Source organism: Klebsiella sp. JB_Kp004 (genome assembly GCF_040065795.1).
GTDB classification, from domain to species: domain Bacteria; phylum Pseudomonadota; class Gammaproteobacteria; order Enterobacterales; family Enterobacteriaceae; genus Klebsiella; species Klebsiella quasipneumoniae.
Window position 1 is genome coordinate 104,545 of record NZ_JBEAKW010000047.1, and the last position, 15,310, is coordinate 119,854.

The 15,310-nt window shown below is 54.6% G+C and carries 12 protein-coding genes; 7 read left to right on the forward strand and 5 right to left on the reverse strand.

Annotation, left to right across the window (positions count from 1 at the left end):
• Positions 1-154 precede the first annotated feature (154 nt).
• The 3 genes from ldtD (at position 155) to ABLX76_RS21710 (ending at position 3,461) form a co-directional block, all read left to right on the forward strand.
• Positions 155-1,945 (forward strand): L,D-transpeptidase, encoded by a 1,791-nt coding sequence (ldtD, locus tag ABLX76_RS21700; protein ID WP_348875283.1) that lies wholly within the window; start codon positions 155-157, stop codon positions 1,943-1,945.
• Positions 1,946-2,248: 303 nt separating this feature from the next.
• Positions 2,249-2,800, forward strand: coding sequence for a YcbK family protein (locus ABLX76_RS21705; RefSeq protein WP_004201403.1), 552 nt, complete (start codon positions 2,249-2,251; stop codon positions 2,798-2,800).
• 13 nt (positions 2,801-2,813) lie between these two features.
• Positions 2,814-3,461, forward strand: coding sequence for an MBL fold metallo-hydrolase (locus tag ABLX76_RS21710; protein ID WP_023289031.1), 648 nt, complete (start codon positions 2,814-2,816; stop codon positions 3,459-3,461).
• Between the two features lie 66 nt (positions 3,462-3,527).
• On the opposite strand, the gene ABLX76_RS21715 is transcribed toward ABLX76_RS21710, so the two are convergent.
• The 4 genes from ABLX76_RS21715 to ABLX76_RS21730 form a co-directional block, all read right to left on the reverse strand.
• Positions 3,528-4,718, reverse strand: a complete 1,191-nt coding sequence (locus ABLX76_RS21715; protein WP_348875284.1) for an amino acid aminotransferase — start codon at positions 4,716-4,718, stop codon at positions 3,528-3,530.
• A gap of 187 nt (positions 4,719-4,905) precedes the next feature.
• Positions 4,906-6,018, reverse strand: a complete 1,113-nt coding sequence (locus ABLX76_RS21720) for a porin (RefSeq protein WP_087849036.1) — start codon at positions 6,016-6,018, stop codon at positions 4,906-4,908.
• Positions 6,019-6,609: 591 nt separating this feature from the next.
• The gene (gene asnS / locus ABLX76_RS21725) at positions 6,610-8,010 is read right to left on the reverse strand and encodes an asparagine--tRNA ligase (RefSeq protein WP_017899452.1); all 1,401 of its coding nucleotides are present in this window, start codon (positions 8,008-8,010) and stop codon (positions 6,610-6,612) included.
• 175 nt (positions 8,011-8,185) lie between these two features.
• Entirely contained in the window at positions 8,186-8,647 is a 462-nt protein-coding gene (locus ABLX76_RS21730) for an Lrp/AsnC family transcriptional regulator (protein WP_002898209.1), read from the reverse strand.
• A gap of 311 nt (positions 8,648-8,958) precedes the next feature.
• On the opposite strand from ABLX76_RS21730, the gene dpaL reads away from it, so the two are divergent.
• The 4 genes from dpaL (at position 8,959) to ABLX76_RS21750 (ending at position 14,030) form a co-directional block, all read left to right on the forward strand.
• The gene (dpaL, locus tag ABLX76_RS21735) at positions 8,959-10,170 is read left to right on the forward strand and encodes a diaminopropionate ammonia-lyase (RefSeq protein ID WP_110238026.1); all 1,212 of its coding nucleotides are present in this window, start codon (positions 8,959-8,961) and stop codon (positions 10,168-10,170) included.
• A 122-nt stretch (positions 10,171-10,292) separates the two neighbouring features.
• Positions 10,293-11,582 (forward strand): aromatic amino acid transport family protein, encoded by a 1,290-nt coding sequence (locus ABLX76_RS21740; protein WP_065881832.1) that lies wholly within the window; start codon positions 10,293-10,295, stop codon positions 11,580-11,582.
• A gap of 24 nt (positions 11,583-11,606) precedes the next feature.
• Positions 11,607-12,845: a Zn-dependent hydrolase gene (locus ABLX76_RS21745; protein ID WP_289551504.1), complete on the forward strand. Its 1,239-nt coding sequence runs from the start codon at positions 11,607-11,609 to the stop codon at positions 12,843-12,845.
• Between the two features lie 18 nt (positions 12,846-12,863).
• Positions 12,864-14,030: a M20 aminoacylase family protein gene (locus ABLX76_RS21750; RefSeq protein ID WP_218810208.1), complete on the forward strand. Its 1,167-nt coding sequence runs from the start codon at positions 12,864-12,866 to the stop codon at positions 14,028-14,030.
• 42 nt (positions 14,031-14,072) lie between these two features.
• Here ABLX76_RS21750 and pncB read toward each other — a convergent pair whose 3' ends face one another.
• The gene (gene pncB, locus ABLX76_RS21755) at positions 14,073-15,275 is read right to left on the reverse strand and encodes a nicotinate phosphoribosyltransferase (protein ID WP_032428717.1); all 1,203 of its coding nucleotides are present in this window, start codon (positions 15,273-15,275) and stop codon (positions 14,073-14,075) included.
• Between the last annotated feature and the right edge of the window lie 35 nt (positions 15,276-15,310).

A 15,310-nucleotide genomic window follows, 5' to 3' on the forward strand; every position in this document is an offset into this window, starting at 1 on the left:
CGTTGCCCTTTTTTTCTATCCAGCCCGGTATGCGAGGGTGGTATAATCTTTAAACTTCTTTACATTAGGTAAGGCAAAAGCCTTTTCGTCTTTATATACTGAAAAAAGAGCCCCAATTTTGTGGGCAGCAATGTGTGACAACAGGGGGCAAGGGATGTTGCTAAAGAAACGGTATGGTCGTCCATTGTCAGCGCTCAGCCTGAGCCTGGCACTGGCATTTGCTCCGCTGTTCAATGTCCAGGCCGAAGAGCCTGAAGTCGTACCCGGCGACAGTTCTGCGGCGCCCGCCGAGGTTTCCGCTGCGCTGGCGCAAAGCGATGGGCAATCGCCGGCGGTCGCGAAGCTGGCCGGTGAGCAGCCGCTGTCGATGGAGGCGGCGGCAAACAGCCGCGCCCAGATCGAGGCGCTGTTGCCGGCAGGGTACAAACCCGTCTTTATGAATCCGCTGGTGTCGCTGTACGCCGCCAGGGATATGAAACCGATGTGGGAAAACCGCGAGGCAGTGCAGGAGTTCCAGCAGCAGCTGGCGGAGATCGCCATCGCCGGTTTTCAGCCGCAGTTTACCACCTGGGTCAGCCTGCTGACCGATCCCGCCGTCAGCGGCATGGCGCGCGATGTGGTGCTGTCGGACGCCATGATGGGCTATCTGCACTTTATCAGCGGCATCCCCACCCAGGGGACCCGCTGGTTGTACAGTTCAACGCCGTACAAGATGGCGACCCCGCCGCTGTCGGTGATTAACCAGTGGCAGCTGGCGCTGGACAATGGCTCCCTGCCGGCGTTTATCACCGGCCTGGCGCCGCATCATCCGCAGTATGAAGCCATGCATCAGTCGCTGCTGGCGCTGGTGGCTGATTCTCGCCCATGGCCGCAGATGACCGGCAGCGGCTCGCTGCGCCCCGGCGAATGGAGCAATGATATCGGCGCCCTGCGCGAGATCCTCCAGCGTACCGGAATGCTGGACGATACCGCCAATATCGTTCTGCCCGGCGATGTGGTGAGCCCGTCGGCGAAGAAAAAGAGCAAACCTGCGGCGCGCGGCGTTTACGATCGCCAGCTGGTGGAGGGGGTTAAGCGCTTCCAGGCGATGCAGGGGCTGGGGGCGGATGGCGTCATCGGCCAGTCGACTCGCGACTGGCTCAACGTCTCTTCCGCGCAGCGCGCAGGGGTGCTGGCCCTGAACATTCAGCGTTTACGCTTACTGCCGGGCAAACTGTCCACCGGCATTATGGTCAATATTCCGGCGTTCTCGCTGGTCTATTACCAGGACGGCAGCCAGGTGCTGGCCTCGCGGGTAATTGTGGGGCGTCCGGATCGCAAAACGCCAATGATGAGCAGCGCGCTGAATAACGTGGTGGTCAATCCGCCATGGAACGTGCCGCCAACCCTGGCGCGCAAAGATATCCTGCCGAAGGTGCGTAACAATCCGGGCTATCTTGAGCAGCATGGCTACACCGTCATGCGCGGCTGGAACAGTAAAGAGACCATCGATCCTTATCGGGTCGACTGGTCGACCATCACCGAGAACAACTTACCGTTCCGTTTTCAGCAGGCGCCCGGAGCGCGTAACTCGCTCGGACGCTACAAATTCAATATGCCGAGCTCCGATGCCATCTACCTGCACGATACGCCGAACCATAACCTGTTCCAGAAGGATGTTCGTGCGCTCAGTTCCGGCTGTGTGAGGGTGAATAAGGCTTCGGAGCTGGCCAATATGCTGCTGCAGGATGCGGGCTGGAACGACACGCGTATTTCCGATGCCCTGAAGCAAGGGGACACGCGCTATGTCAATATTCGGCAAAATATACCGGTGAATTTATATTACTTAACGGCGTTTGTGGACGCTGATGGACGTACACAATATCGAACAGATATTTACAATTACGATATCACCGCGCGATCCAGCGCACAAATTCTGACGAAAGCTGAGCAATTAATCAGGTAAATGAAGTAGTTCAATGGATTTTGTTGTCCTAGCACTGGGTAAAAAAGGGCGCTGCTCCTCTGCAGCGCCCGATTTTCCTGGGGTGAGGCTGCCTTGACGTTGGCAATAATGCCCGGTAAGGTGCCTTTCGTGCGCCAGAAGTGCATATACATATCATTCCGCTCAATGCGTGACGCAGTCAGCGCGAACGCTCTCTTTTGCCGGGCAGCATCACGGCTGTGGCGAGCGATGGCGTGCTGAGGTTCAGCATCGCGCAAGGCGGAAAAAGTATATAACGATTCATTGACTGTAGACCTGATTATCATGGACAAATTTGACGCTAATCGCCGCAGATTGCTGGCGTTGGGTGGTGCTGCGCTGGGTGCTGCCGCCATTCTCCCTGCGCCGGCATTTGCCACCCTCTCGACCCCCCGTCCGCGTATTTTGACGCTGAATAACCTGCATACTGGTGAATCACTCAAGGCGGAGTTTTTCGATGGCAGAGGCTATATTCAGGATGAATTAGCAAGACTTAACCATTTTTTCCGTGATTACCGCGCGAATAAAATTAAGTCCATCGATCCAAATCTGTTCGATCATCTTTATCGGTTGCAGGGACTACTTGGCACCAACAAACCTGTCCAGCTTATCTCTGGCTATCGTTCCCTCGATACCAATGATGAGCTTCGCGCACGAAGCCGTGGTGTAGCAAAACACAGCTATCACACCAAGGGGCAGGCAATGGATTTCCATATTGAAGGTATTTCGTTAAGCAATATTCGCAAAGCGGCGTTATCTATGCGCGCAGGTGGTGTAGGATACTACCCACGTAGTAACTTTGTGCATATTGATACCGGTCCCGTAAGGCACTGGTAACGAAAGGAGCGTCATGAACTATCGTATTATTCCGGTTACCGCGTTCGCGCAGAACTGTTCTCTTATCTGGTGCGAACAAACCCGGCTGGCGGCGCTGGTCGATCCTGGCGGCGATGCTGAACGTATCAAAGCGGTGGTGGCGGAGGCTGGCGTCACGCTGATGCAGATCCTGCTGACGCATGGCCATCTCGATCACGTCGGCGCCGCTGCGGAACTGGCGCAGCACTATGGCGTACCGGTTATTGGTCCGGAAAAAGAAGATGAGTTCTGGCTGGAAGGATTACCGGCGCAAAGCCGGATGTTCGGCCTGGAGGATTGCCAGCCGCTGCGTCCGGATCGCTGGCTCAATGAAGGCGATGTGGTTAATGTGGGGAATGTGGCGCTGCGGGTATTGCACTGCCCGGGCCATACGCCGGGTCACGTGGTCTTCTTTGATGACGCTTCCCGCCTGCTCATTTCCGGAGATGTGATTTTCAAAGGCGGGGTGGGGCGCAGTGATTTTCCACGCGGCGACCATGGACAGCTGATCGCGGCCATTAAGGATAAGCTGTTGCCGCTGGGCGATGACGTGACCTTTATTCCCGGCCATGGTCCGCTGTCGACGCTGGGTGAGGAACGCCGCAACAACCCGTTCCTGCAGGATGAGATGCCGGTCTGGTAACCGACCTGACGCGAACGTAAAAAAGGCCGCATTCGCGGCCTTTTTCTTTATAGCGAATAATATCGCTTACAGCACGGCGACGATGGCTTCACACAGCGGCGCCATGTTGTCAGGCGTCATGCCGGCCACGTTGATACGGCCGGACGCGACCGCATAGATGGCGAACTCTTCACGCAGACGCAGCACTTGCTCTTTAGTCAGGCCGCTGAACGAGAACATACCGTTCTGCTTGCTGATAAAGCTGAAGTCGCGGCTCGCGCCTTTCTCCTGCAGGGTGTTGACGAACAGCAGGCGCATACGCTGGATGCGCTGGCGCATATCGGTCAGCTCCTGCTCCCAGATTGCCCGCAGCGCATCGTTGCTCAGGATGGTCGCGACCACGGACGCGCCGTGCGCTGGCGGGTTGGAGTAGTTAGCGCGGATCACCGACTTCATCTGGCTGAACGCGCGGTCTACGGTCTCCTGATCGGCGGCGACCAGGGTGCAGGCGCCGACGCGCTCGTTGTACAGGCCAAAGTTTTTCGAGTAGGAGCTGGCGACCAGCAGCTCTTTATGCAGAGCAGCAAAGGCGCGCAACCCTTCAGCATCTTCTTCCAGACCGCGGGCGAAGCCCTGGTAGGCGAAATCAAACAGCGGCAGCCAGCCTTTCTCGACCGACAGCTGCGCCAGCGTCTGCCACTGATCGAGCGTCGGATCGATACCGGTCGGGTTGTGGCAGCAGCCGTGGAACAGTACCACGTCGCCTGCCTGGGCTTCGTTCAGGCTGGCCAGCAGACCATCAAAGTCCAGCGCGTGGTTAGCCGCATCGTAGTAGGCATATTCACGTACTTCCAGCCCGGCGGAGGTAAACACACTCTTATGGTTTGGCCAGCTTGGATTGCTTACCCACACGCGTTTCACGTCGGTGTTTTTGGCGAGGAAGTCTGCGGCGACGCGCAGCGCACCGGTACCGCCCGGGGTCTGCGCGGTGCGGGCGCGTTTATCGGTGATAATCGCATTGCCTTTACCGAACAGCAGCTCCTGGGTGCAGCGACCAAATTCAGGAATACCATCAATGCCCAGATAGTTTTTAGTCGTTTCATTTTCCAGCAGGTACTGCTCTGCTTTTTTGACGCTGGTCAGAACGGGTGTTTTACCGGTTTCATCCTTGTAAACACCAATTCCGAGGTTAATCTTTTCAGGGCGGTCATCGGCACGAAACAGATCGGCCAGACCTAAAATCGGGTCGGCTGGGGCGGCGGTAATGTTCTCAAACATGACGAGGTTCCATTGTGATTACTGAAGGGAAATCCGCTATCAGGTTAACGGGAGAACAACGAATTGCCAACCGTTTGCGATAAAAAGCGCGAAGGTTTTCGAAAGATACGATCTTTGCCTCAGTAATAGAGAAAAGCAGGACCGAAGTCCTGCTCTGAAGGCATATCACGAAGGGGTGTACTGCAGATTAGAACTGGTAAACGATACCCACGGCCGCCTGGTCGTCGGTCGCTACGCCAGCTGCTTTGGTGTAATCGTTGTCGCTCAGCTGGTTGAATTTATACGCAGCGTAGACGTTCATGTTCTTGTTGAAGTAGTACCAGGTTCCCACTTCAATGTATTTAACCAGATCCGCATCGCCGCCTTCGAAATCAGTACCTGGACGTGCCTGCAGATTTTTACCTTTGGTCTGCACGTAGCCGATGGACGGACGCAGGCCGAAGTCGAACTGATACTGTACAACCGCTTCAAAGTTTTGAGTTTTACCTGCAAAATACTTTTTAGCGGTGGCAGGTGCATCAGACGGGTTGCTCTCAGGAGTCATATTGTAGGTCTGGGAGTACATGACGGCTGCATAGACGTTGTTGGCGTCATACTTAGCAGAGGTCGCCCAGGCTTCGGCTTTGTCGCCATTACCGTCAGCTTTCTGCGCGCTGCTGCGGTTGGAATTAGCGTAACCTGCGGAGAGCGCGATACCGTTGTCGAACGCGTAGGTCGCCGCGGTGCTGAAGCCGTCGCCATTCTGCTTACTGATAGAACGGTCGTGGTCGTTTTTACCCTGGTACTGCAGCGCGAAGCTCAGGCCGTCAACCAGACCGAAGAAGTCAGAGTTACGGTAGGTTGCCACGCCGTTGGTACGGCCGGTCATGTAGTTGTCGGTGTAGTTCCAACCGTCGCCACCCCATTCAACCAGCATATCGGTTGCTGCTTCGACGTCGTAGATCGCGCCGTAGTTACGGCCGTAGTCGAATGAACCATACTCGCCCGCTTTCAGACCTGCGAACGCCAGACGGGTTTTCGTCGGCTGGGAACCTTCAACATTGGAGGCGTCCATGTTGTATTCCCACTGACCGTAGCCGGTCAGCTGATCGTTGATCTGGGTTTCGCCTTTCAGGCCGATACGGGCGTAGGTGGTATCGTCGCTGCTGGTCTTGCCATTGGTGGTCCAGACGTGCTCGCCGACCATTTTTCCGTAGAAGTCCAGTTTGTTGCCGTTTTTGTTATAGATTTCTGCAGCGTTAGCTGCACCGGCTACCAGCAGGGCAGGGATCACCACTGCCAGAATATTGCGCTTCATCATTATTTATTACCCTCATTAATATTTTTTATATGAACACGTGCCACTGCCGTCAATAAGTTCTGTCAATAAAAACTTACAGAACCATTGATGAGAGTTTGGTGTCTGAAGGCATCTTTCCATCCGCGACAACGTTTCGCTAGCCGGAAAATGCTACTAATATCTCATATGAGTAACAAAAAGAAAAAACATGTAACTAAATATGTATTTATGGGAACTTTGTGAACTTAATCAAAATTCCGTTCCACATGGTGAGGTAAATCGCCTTCCCATATCTATCTATATGAATTATTTATGATTAATTTGGATAAGCGTAAATTTGCTCATTTTGTGTGTTGAATTAGCCTTCTTTTTATTCAGCCTTTGTCTTGGCAAGACGTGCGGCGCGTGGTTAAAAAATGAGCAAATTTATCAGGGGTTTTGCTCTGTTATGAACATAAAGTGCGATCTGCATCACCCGGATGCACCGAAACAGTGCGTAACATAAATGTGAATCCGAGGCCTTGATGTTTAAGTTTGTTGAATTTTGATAACAGTAATTGACATAAAAAAAGGCCAGCTTGCGCTGGCCTTTCAGGTTTATGTCAGAAAAATTTAGAATGTCGCGTTGCGCGGGGTCCGCGGGAACGGGATGACATCGCGGACGTTCTGCACGCCGGTCACGTAGGCGATCAGACGCTCGAAGCCCAGGCCAAAGCCGGAGTGTGGAACGGTGCCGTAGCGGCGCAGGTCGCGATACCACCAGTAGTCTTCTTTATTCAGACCCATCTCGGCCATACGCGCGTCGAGCACGTCGAGGCGCTCTTCACGTTGGGAACCGCCGATGATCTCGCCAATACCCGGCGCCAGGACGTCCATTGCCGCGACGGTTTTACCGTCTTCGTTAAGGCGCATGTAGAAGGCTTTAATATCTTTCGGATAGTTTTTCACTACCACCGGCGCTTTGAAGTGTTCTTCAGCCAGGTAACGTTCGTGCTCGGAGGAGAGATCCACGCCCCAGTACACCGGGTTCTCGAACTGCTTGCCGCAGTTTTCCAGAATAGTGACGGCGTCGGTATAATCCACCTGCGCAAAATCAGCGGTGATAAAGCGCTGCAGACGGTCGATAGCGTCTTTATCAACGCGCTCGGCGAAGAACTGCATGTCGTCCGCGCGCTCTTCCAGTACCGCTTTAAAGACGTACTTGAGCATCGCTTCCGCCAGGCCGGCAACATCGTTCAGGTTAGCGAAGGCCACTTCCGGCTCCAGCATCCAGAACTCCGCCAGGTGGCGGCTGGTGTTGGAGTTTTCCGCACGGAAGGTCGGGCCGAAGGTGTAAATCTTCGACAGCGCGCAGGCATAGGTCTCGCCGTTCAGCTGGCCGGAAACGGTCAGGAACGACTCTTTACCGAAGAAGTCTTTGTCGAAATCGACTTTGCCCTGATCGTTACGCGGCAGGTTTTCCAGATCCAGCGTCGACACGCGGAACATTTCGCCGGCGCCTTCGGTATCGGAGGCAGTAATCAGCGGGGTGGAGACCCAGAAGAAGCCCTGCTCATCAAAGAAGCGATGCAGCGCCTGCGCCAGGGTGTGACGCACGCGGGCAACCGCGCCGATCAGGTTGGTGCGCGGACGCAGGTGGGCCACCTCACGCAGATACTCGATGCTGTGACGCTTGGCCGCCATCGGGTAGGTGTCCGGGTCTTCCACCCAGCCGGTCACTTCCACGTTGGTCGCCTGGATCTCAAAGCTTTGACCCTGGCCCTGGGAAGCCACGACTTTACCGGTGACAATCACCGAGCAACCGGTGGTCAGACGCAGCACTTCCTGATTGTAATTGGGCAGAGAATTATTAATAACGGCCTGTACAGGATCAAAGCAGGAACCGTCATAGACGGCGAGGAATGAAAAGCCAGCTTTTGAATCTCGGCGGGTACGCACCCATCCGCGGACCGTGACTTCGCTGTCAACGGCAACGCGGCCCTGGAGTACGTCGGCTACAGGCACAACGCTCATAATAATCTCTCTATATAGTCCAATAAAAAAGTCTCTTCCCCCTACAGCGGGGGGATATCTATGTTACCTGTCATCTTCCATCAGACAAGTAGATTTCGCACAGGGAAGGGTGGATTTCGGAAATAAATACACCTCCGGGACGTTCTTTGACTCCCCATTTCGACTTTTACACGACTTACTCGATAATGACCGTCATTTCCTGCTTCGCATTTTGCATCGACACGATGGTCCGGAAAGACTTGATATTTCCCGAGGCAAAAAAGAGTTCACGGGTTAGCGCTTCGTATTCCGCCATATCACGGACGTTGATCACGAGCAGAAAATCGAAGTCGCCAGTGACATAGTAGACCTGCTGCACTTGCGGACAGGTTACGAAACGCTGTTTATCCTCCTCAAGCAGATCGAGACGTTCATTCTCAATGGTCACCTGCACCATAATGGTGATGGGTCTTCCCACTTTACTGGCGTCCACTAAGCTAACACTGCCTTTAATCACCCCTGCATCCTCAAGTGCAGCGATACGCCGATTGACTGCCGAAGGAGACAGGCTGATCCGATCGGCGATCTCCCGTTGCGACAAGCGATTATTACGCTGCAAGAGCGTAAGAATTTTTTTATCCCATGCGTCAAGTTTCATCATATATCTCGTCCTGCAAGCCTGTGATCAATCTCACTCATGCAACGTTGTTGCGTGAGAATCATAAAACAGAGTGAAAATTGCGGCGCGATGGGCAACTTTGCGCCAATTAACCGCCGGGCGCAGTGTACCATCACAGGCAGTGGGAAAGCGGCATATCGCGACAAAAAGCCTCTCACACTCTGACTTAACCAATTTAAAGCGACCGTCCTGTCTCAGGCCGCACGGATCCGTGCACCCGTCGTTTAGGCGGAATGGTCGCAAATAACGTTATCGTCCCAGGACGATATGAAAATAGAGGTGCCTGAATAGTGGACACAATTAAATTTCAACTCAACGCCCGGCGGCAGCCCTATGGCCAGGGAGCAGACTTGAGTCTGCTCAATGAAAGCGTGGGGAACGAAGTGCTGGCATTCCATCAAAAATTTCCTGATTACCGGGTCACGCCGCTGCGTAAGCTGGAATTTTTAAGCCAGCGGCTGGGCCTGGGGTCGATCCATATAAAAGATGAAGCCCAGCGATTCGGTTTGAATGCGTTTAAAGGATTAGGCGGATCTTATGCGATGGGGAAATATCTCGCCGCTCTGCTTGAGCGAGATATTACTACGTTGAGCTTTGCCGAGCTTAATTCACCAGCGATTAAGGCGCGTATCAAGGACATCGTATTTGTGACTGCTACCGACGGTAACCATGGACGTGGCGTGGCGTGGGCGGCTGAGCAGCTTGGGCTGCGTGCGGTGGTGTATATGCCAAAGGGCTCCTCACCGGTACGCGCGCAGAATATTCGCCGGCATGGCGCCGAATGCACGATTACTGAACTGAACTACGACGACACAGTTCGGCTGGCGGCCAAAACCGCGCGCGAGCAGGGATGGGTTTTACTCCAGGATACCGCCTGGCAGGGCTACGAGCAGATCCCCACATGGATCATGCAAGGCTATATGACCCTCGCTGTTGAAATCTGGCAGCAATTGGTAGAAAGCGGGGCGCCGATGCCGACGCATCTGTTTTTACAAGCCGGTGTCGGGTCGTTTGCCGGCAGCATCATGGGATATTTCATCGAAAAGATGCAGCAGCAGGCTCCCACCATCATCATCGTTGAGCCGCACAAGGCGAACTGCCTGTATCGCTCGGCAACCATTAATGACGGGCTGCCGCACAGCGTCGGCGGGGATATGTCAACCCTGATGGCCGGGCTTGCCTGTGGTGAACCTAATATCACCAGCTGGCCAATGCTCCGCGACCATGCCACCTGTTTTATTTCCGCCGACGATTGTCTGGCCGCCAATGGCATGCGCCTGCTGGCCGCTCCGCGACCAGGTACTGACGAACCTTTTATCTCCGGGGAATCCGGCGCTATCGGCACTGGCGTGCTTTACGCGCTGATGACTCAGCCGGAGTATCGCGAGCTTGCCGAATCTCTGCGCCTGAATGCCGATGCACAGGTTCTGTTAATCAGCACGGAAGGAGATACATCACCCGATGTCTATGAAGACATCGTCTGGTTTGGACGTAATGGTTGAGCGCTATCGACAATAACAAGGGGGCCATCTTACCTACCCTACGAGCCCTCGGTGTGACAAGCGTTCTGACTCATAACGAAAACATACGCGCTTTCGCGTCATGCACAGAGAGAACCTGACCGATGAATACTGAAAATATAATTATCAATAAAGGATGTTCCGATCCCGCAAAGTGGCATAGCGAAGATACCGTTTGGGTCCTTGGCCTTTTCGGTACCGCAATTGGCGCCGGGGTGCTGTTTCTGCCGATTAATGCCGGAATTGGCGGCTTCTGGCCGCTGCTGATTGTTTGTGTCCTCGCTTTTCCTATTACTTATCTGGCTCACCGCGGTCTGGCGAGATTCATTTACTCTTCCAATACGCCGGAAAGCAGTATTACCGATGTTATTGGCGAGCATTTTGGCGCGCTGGCGGGAAAAGTGTTTACCGTCATCTATTTCTTCGCTGTCTATACCATTTTGATTATGTATGCGGTGGCAATCACCAACACCGCGCAGAGCTTTATCACCCACCAGTTGGCAATGGCCGAGCCTCCCCGGTCGCTGGTGGCCATCGTTCTGATCCTCGGGCTGATGTTTATCGTCCGTTTTGGTCAGCGTTTGATAATGCGGGTGATGAGCACCCTGGTTTATCCCTTTATTATCTCGCTTATTTTTATGGCACTTTTTCTGATTCCGCACTGGAACGGCGCAATTTTGCAAACCGCAAGCTTCAGCGCCACAGGCGATGGGCAGGGGATCATGTTATCCCTCTGGATGACCTTCCCGGTACTGGTGATGTCGTTTAACCACTATCCCATCATTTCGCCGATGGTGGTGCGCCAGAAGCAGCGTTACGGTCTGGCGCTCGCTGAGGGGAAATGCGCGCAGATCCAGCGCTACGGTATCCTGCTCATGACGGTGGTGGTGCTGTTTTTTGTTCTCAGCTGCGTGTTAAGCCTGTCGCCGCAGCAACTGGCGGAAGCCAAAGCCCAGAATCTGTCGATTTTGTCCTATCTGGCCAATCAGTACGATACACCGATTATTGCCTGGCTATCGCCGATTATCGCCTTTGTCGCTATTACTAAATCATTTCTTGGCCACTACATCGGCGCCTATGAATCGCTGCGCGACCTGATTCTGGAGGCCGCCGCCGCACGCGGGAAAAAACCTGGCATTCGCCTCGTCGACGCGGTCATCCTGGTGTTTATGGTGTTTACCTGCTGGTTCGCCGCGTACAAGAACCCCAGTATCCTCGGTATTATCGAATGCATCAGCGGTCCCACCGGGGCGGCAATTCTTCTGCTGTTGCCTATGTACGCCATTCATAAATTACCGGTGCTTGCCCCCTGGCGCGGTAAAGCGAGCAATGTTTTCGTCACCCTGATCGGGCTTATCACCGTCTCTGCCATTTTTTACGGCATGTTCCAATAACCACCATCACTAGCGAGATGTTTTATGAGTCATTTTCTGCAGATTAACGGCCAACGGCTTATCGATTCCCTGTATGCGCTTGGCGAATATGGTGCGCTGGAAGGCGGCGGCGTATGCCGCCTGGCAGCGACGGCCGAAGATAAAGCCGGCAGGGACTTTGTTGTAGCCCGCATGAAGGCCCTGGGCCTGAGTGTGTCTATTGATGCTATCGGTAATGTCACCGGTGTTTATCACGGCGAGGAGACGTTGCCGATGGTGATGATGGGGTCACATATCGATACCGTCGCTACCGGTGGGTTATACGATGGCAACTACGGCGTTATGGCCGGCCTTGAGGTGATTGCCACCCTCCAGGATGCCGGGATCCGCCCCCGACGACCGTTGGCGGTAACCTTCTTTACTAACGAGGAGGGGGTGCGATTTCAGCCCGATATGATGGGCAGCGTGGTGTTTGCCGGCGAGTATCCGTTGGCGCAGGCGCTCGCGGCAAAAGATCTCGACGGTATCACGCTCGATGAAGCGCTACGTAGCATTGGTTATAAGGGCGAACGTCAGCCGGGAGATATGGCGGTAGATAGCTACGTTGAGCTGCATATCGAACAGGGACCGATTCTTGATAAAGAGCAAATTGATATTGGCGTTGTTACCGGCGTACAGGGTATTTCGTGGCAGGAATTTACCCTGAGAGGCGTATCGAATCATGCGGGTACTACCCCAATGTCCATGAGACGCGATGCCGGGCTGGCGGCTGCGAAAATCGCTGTTTTTGCCCGTGAGCTGGCGCTAAGCCTTGGTGGTGATCAGGTAGCTACCGTTGGGCATTTCAGCGTGAAGCCTAATCTGATCAACGTCATTCCCAACCATGTCGTTATGTCAGTGGATCTTCGCAATACCGATAATGCGATCTTATGTCTGGCGGAGCAGCAACTGGCAGAATTTGTTGCAAAAACGTCGCAGGAAGAGGGCGTGGAGATAACCAGCCGCTCACTGGCGCGCTTTGAACCGGTCATTTTTGCCGATGAGATCGTCAATGCGGTGGAAGCCGAGGCGGAGCGTCAGGCGCTCAGTTACCGACGTTTGCCAAGCGGCGCTGGACACGATGCACAATTTATGGCGTCGGTATGTCCAGCCGGGATGATTTTTGTCCCCTGCGTTGATGGCATCAGTCACAACGTCAAAGAACACAGTGCGGCCAAAGACCTGATTGCTGGCGCCAATGTGCTGCTGCAGGTGGTTTTACAGCGCGCCCAGCGTATGGACTAATGTTTACAGGAGCAGAGAATGAATCAGCAACAGTTAAAGCAGCAGCTTATCGCCTGGCGTCACTATTTGCATGCCCATCCGGAAAGCGCCTTCGAAGAGCAGAATACTTCACGGTTTATTGCCGAAAAGCTCGAGGCCATGGGCATTGAGGTACACCGCGATATTGGCAAAACCGGGGTAGTGGGGAGATTGAAATGCGGCGACGGCAAGGGCGTTATCGCTATTCGTGCCGATATTGATGCCATTCAATTGACCGAACAGGGAGACCGGTCTTACCGCTCCATGACCGCCGATCGGATGCACGGCTGCGGGCATGATGGTCATACCTGCATTGCATTGGGCGCGGCGCAGTTGCTATTGCAGCGGCAGAATTTTAACGGCACGGTCATCTTTGTTTTTCAGCCTGCTGAGGAGCCTGGCTATGGCGCCAGAGCGATGATGGACGATGGCGTTATTGAACGCTTTGGCATTGAGGAAATCTACGGTCTGCATAATATGCCGGGTATGAAAGCCGGGACTATCGCCACGCGAGTCGGTGGCATTGTGGCCAGTGAAGATAACTTTATTATTCGTATTCAAGGGCAGGGAGCGCATGCGGCGCGGCCGCATATGGCGAAAGATCCGCTGGTAATTGCGGCGGAAATCATCCTGGCTTTGCAGACAATTGTTTCGCGAAATGTTGATCCGAACGTGCCAGCGGTCATTTCCTGTACTGAACTGCACACCGACGGCATCCGCAATGCGATTCCGACGCATGTTGAAATCAAAGGGGATACGCGCAGCTTTGTACCGGAGGTGCAGATGCTGCTCGAAGAACGAATGCGTACCATTAGCGAAGCAATTTGCGCGATGCACGGTGCGAGGTGCCAGTTCAGCTATACCCATGAATTTGCGCCAACGGTGAACTGGCAGAAATGCGTTGATGTGGCGGTCACCGCTGCGATTAACGTGGTAGGGGCTGAGAAGGTGGACGGCAACGTCGCACAGATGATGATTTCGGAGGATTTTGGCGCTTTTCTGCAAAAAATCCCCGGCTGTTTCATCTTTTTAGGCAACGGCGATGGTTCAGATGCTCAGGGCAATACACCGTTGCATAATGCCTGCTACGACTTTAATGATGAGATATTGCTAACTGGCGCGGAGTATTTTGCCGAGGTCGTCAGAACCCGTCTGCCGCAGGAGTGATATTGATTGGCCCGATAGCAGAATGCCGTCGGGCCATGTTTTTTAGCTCGCCTTTTTAATCGGCGGCAGGTCGAACGCCTCGCGCAGGGCGCGGACGAAGGCCTTATCGTGGCAGATGGTTTTCCCCGGGCTGTCGGAGAGTTTCGCCACCGGCTTGCCGTTACATTCCACCAGCTTAATCACGATATTGAGCGGTTTAACCTGCGGCAGATCGCAGGTTAAACGGGTACCAATACCAAAGCTCAGCTTCACCCGCGAGGCGAAGTGGCGATACAGGTCGACGGCTTTCGCCAGGTCGAGATTATCGGAGAAGACCAGCACTTTGCTCAGCGGATCGATGCCCAGCTTCTGGTAATGGGCGATGGCTTTTTCACCCCATTCCACCGGGTCGCCGGAGTCGTGGCGCAAACCCTGATAGCGGGTGGCGAACTCCGGACCGAAATCGCGCAGGAACGCATCCATGGTGATGCAGTCGGTCAGCGCGATGCCCAGCTGGTCAGGATACTCTTCCAGCCAGGCGGCGAGGGCCGCCCGCTGGCTGCTGGCCAGGTTCGGGCTGATCTGCTGGTGGGCCTGGAACCACTCATGGGCCTGGGTGCCCATCGGGGTTAAGTTCAGACGGCGCGCCAGATCGTAGTTGCTGGTGCCGACAAACCATGGCTCCTGCTGCAGGCGTTGCACAATGGCTTCCTGTACATCGCGTGAAAAACGACGGCGGGTGCCGAAATCCATCAGGCGGAAGGCGCTCATATCGAGGTCAGCGGTCATGGTGGCGAAGTCGCCTAGCTTATGCTCCAGCGCGTTTAGCGCTTGTTCAACGCCCATCTCGGGTGAACGGTAGCGATGGACCAGCTCGCTTATCACCGCCAGCAGGGGGACTTCCCACATGATGGCTTCCCGCCACGGGCCGGTGAGGCGAATGTTCAGCTTGCCGTTGTCATTGGCGACCGTGACCTGGCGCGGGTCATAGCGAAAATCGCGCAGCCAGTCGAGGTAATCCTGGCGAAAAAAGGGAAGGGTGGACAGCCAGCGATATTCATCATCCCGCAGCCTCAGATCGCGCATGGACTCCACCTGCTCGCGGATCGCGTCGGCATAAATGCCGAGCAGGTCGTCTCCACGGCAGCGAAACTCCGCCGCCACATGTACATCGCCGTAGCGGTGGAAGACAGCCTGCTGCATGTGCAGCTTGTAGGCATCCGTATCAAGCAGCGAATGCAGTACAGGAGAAGTGAATTGTGTCATGGTGCGCAGTAGCATCCTCTCACTGGAGCGTTCCA

What these genes read in the sequence shown, in the direction of transcription:
- ABLX76_RS21715 (WP_348875284.1), bottom strand. Translation starts at nt 4,718, where the DNA reads ATGTTTGAGAACATTACCGCCGCCCCAGCCGACCCGATTTTAGGTCTG.
- ldtD (WP_348875283.1), top strand. Translation starts at nt 155, where the DNA reads ATGTTGCTAAAGAAACGGTATGGTCGTCCATTGTCAGCGCTCAGCCTG.
- ABLX76_RS21750 (WP_218810208.1), top strand. Translation starts at nt 12,864, where the DNA reads ATGAATCAGCAACAGTTAAAGCAGCAGCTTATCGCCTGGCGTCACTAT.
- ABLX76_RS21745 (WP_289551504.1), top strand. Translation starts at nt 11,607, where the DNA reads ATGAGTCATTTTCTGCAGATTAACGGCCAACGGCTTATCGATTCCCTG.
- ABLX76_RS21710 (WP_023289031.1), top strand. Translation starts at nt 2,814, where the DNA reads ATGAACTATCGTATTATTCCGGTTACCGCGTTCGCGCAGAACTGTTCT.
- ABLX76_RS21705 (WP_004201403.1), top strand. Translation starts at nt 2,249, where the DNA reads ATGGACAAATTTGACGCTAATCGCCGCAGATTGCTGGCGTTGGGTGGT.
- pncB (WP_032428717.1), bottom strand. Translation starts at nt 15,275, where the DNA reads ATGACACAATTCACTTCTCCTGTACTGCATTCGCTGCTTGATACGGAT.
- ABLX76_RS21740 (WP_065881832.1), top strand. Translation starts at nt 10,293, where the DNA reads ATGAATACTGAAAATATAATTATCAATAAAGGATGTTCCGATCCCGCA.
- ABLX76_RS21720 (WP_087849036.1), bottom strand. Translation starts at nt 6,018, where the DNA reads ATGATGAAGCGCAATATTCTGGCAGTGGTGATCCCTGCCCTGCTGGTA.
- asnS (WP_017899452.1), bottom strand. Translation starts at nt 8,010, where the DNA reads ATGAGCGTTGTGCCTGTAGCCGACGTACTCCAGGGCCGCGTTGCCGTT.
- ABLX76_RS21730 (WP_002898209.1), bottom strand. Translation starts at nt 8,647, where the DNA reads ATGAAACTTGACGCATGGGATAAAAAAATTCTTACGCTCTTGCAGCGT.